Annotated in this window: 2 protein-coding genes and 1 pseudogene; all 3 read right to left on the reverse strand. The window is 65.7% G+C overall.

The window, feature by feature from the left end:
• Window positions 1-99 precede the first annotated feature (99 nt).
• Window positions 100-984 carry a flagellar motor switch protein FliM gene (locus tag AB4Y86_RS17280; RefSeq protein ID WP_441403395.1) on the reverse strand — a complete coding sequence of 295 codons (885 nt, stop codon included), beginning with the start codon at window positions 982-984 and terminating at the stop codon, window positions 100-102.
• Between the two features lie 92 nt (window positions 985-1,076).
• Complete coding sequence (locus AB4Y86_RS17285; protein ID WP_441403394.1) at window positions 1,077-1,874, reverse strand: OmpA family protein; 798 nt, start codon at window positions 1,872-1,874, stop codon at window positions 1,077-1,079.
• 56 nt (window positions 1,875-1,930) lie between these two features.
• Window positions 1,931-2,197 (reverse strand): annotated as a pseudogene (locus AB4Y86_RS17290) (motility protein A); the annotation flags it as partial.

The raw sequence follows: 2,197 nt of genomic DNA on the forward strand, positions 1-2,197 counted from the left end.
GGGCGGGAACCAGCGCGACAACCTTCAGGGCCACCGGGCTCGGCAGTTCCTCAACGAGCCGTTCCGCCGACGATTCATGCTTGGTCAGGGTCATGCTCATTAGTTGTTCTCCTCAATTGTGACAATGACGGCGGCGGCCCGGGACCCGTTGCGGGCCGGGGCGGCGGTGGCCAGCCTCGTGCCGTCCAAGGTGAGGTCGAAGGGCCGGTTCTCCAGGTGCGGGAGGGTCAGGACGTCCCCGACTGCGAGGCCCAGCACCTGGCTGGGGGTGACGTACGAGGTCGAGAGTCGGACCGAGAGCTCCACCGGGACGCGCTCCAGCTGGGAACTGACGCGGTGGGCGGCATCGCCGCGGTTATCCGTGGGGTTGACCTTCTTCAACCGGCCCAGCAGGATGGCTGCCGGCACCGCGAGGGTGGCCGGGGCGCTGATGTCGCCGACGTTGATGGTGAAGGCGGCGACGATCATCAATTCGGTGGGCGCGGCGGCCTGGGCGAACTGGGAGTTGTACTGGACGGTGTCTACCCGGATGGTCTCGCTCAACAGCGGTCCGAGCGAGTATCCGAGGTCCTCGAGCGCCTCATCCATCAGCCCCTTGACCAGGGCCTGTTCGATCTGGGTGAATTTCCGGTCGGGCATGGCCGTGTCATTCGAGGCGCCGAGCATCCGGTTGATCCAGCCCAAGGCCGACGGGGCGGGAAACTGCACTACCAGCTTGGAGTCCTGTGCTTCGATGGTGCACAGCACCATGGCCGTCACGGCCGGCAGCGAGGCGGCGTACTCGTCGTAGCTCTGCATGCCTACGTCTTCTAGCCTCACCACTGACTTAACCCGGACCTTGGCGGTCAGCTGGGTTCCCCACTGGCGGGCGAAGGTTTCGAAGGCGAGTTCCAGGACGCGGCTGTGCTCTCGTGCCAGCGTCGCGGGACGCCGAAAGTCATAGACGCTAACGGTCCGCTCCCGTACCACTTCCCGCTCATCCATAACACTCACGGTTGCCACTATCGGCAAGGGATCCGCGGTCGTAAGCAGAACGCCTCAGGCAATAATGCGGGCCAGAAACCCCGGAGCGCAGCCTATTTCTGGCTAAGCTTCAGCGCCTGGGGAATGAGGGCCCGGACCACCTCGGGCTTGTCCGAGATCACCACGATGTCCACCCGACGGTTGAGCTCCATCAGGGCCGGCGTGGAATCGTCGTTGACCTGCCGGGCCGAGCCGAACGCGACAGCGCCGATGGTCCCCGCGGGGATCCCGCCGCGGTCCACCATGTAGCGCAGCACATTGACCGCCCTCGCCGAGGACAGCTCCCAGGTGGACGGGTACGCCGTGATGCCGTTGGCCGCGTGGCCCTCGACCATGATCTCCAGTGCTGCCGGTCCGAGGATCGGCGAGATGACCTGCAGAACCTGGGTGGCCCTGGTGGTGAGTTCGGGCCGGTCCGCTTCGAAGAAGGTCTGGGAGCCGACAAGTTTGACCGTGAGCCCGCGCTGGTCGATTTGGAACTCGACGTTGTCGGTGAGGCCGGCCGCGGCGAGGCCGGCCTTCATTTTCGCCTCGAGGGCGTGCAGCCGGTCCACTTCCTTCATCGCTTCGTCGAGGGAGGTCTTCGCGTCTGGGACGCCCGCCGCCTGGTTGGCCGCCGCTTTGTTGGCCGGCGCCTGGTTGGCCGCGAACGCCTCAAGGTTCTTGTCCACGAGTTCGGGCGGGACCACCGTGCCGGACGCCGTATCCACGGTCTCGGAGGCAACCGCGCCGAACCCGGTGGCGAGCGAGTTGCGCAGCTTCTCGAACTTGTTCGCGTCCACCGTGGACATTGCGAAGAGGACGATGAACAGGCACATCAGCACGGTGACCATGTCCATATAGGACGCCATCCAACGTTCGTCGACGTGGTGCGCTTCTGGTTTTTTACGCGGGCGCCGCCGGGAAGTCACGCCGCAGTGTCCAGGTTCTCTGGTTCCTTGCCGGCGCCCTTGTCCCGTCCGGAGCTCTTCAGCTGGTGCTCCGGAACCATGGAACGGAGCCGTTCGGCCAGCAGCAGCGGCTGGGCTCCGGCCTGCACCGCGAGCATCCCTTCCATCAGGAGTGTCCGTCGTTCAATGTCCAGTTCGGACAGCCGCGCGAGGCGGCCGCTGAAGGGAAGCCAGATGAAGTTGGCTGACAGCAGGCCCCACAGTGTGGCAACGAACGCGGCGGC

The sequence above is a fragment of the Arthrobacter sp. 2YAF22_2 genome (genome assembly GCF_052114645.1).
Lineage (GTDB): Bacteria > Actinomycetota > Actinomycetes > Actinomycetales > Micrococcaceae > Arthrobacter.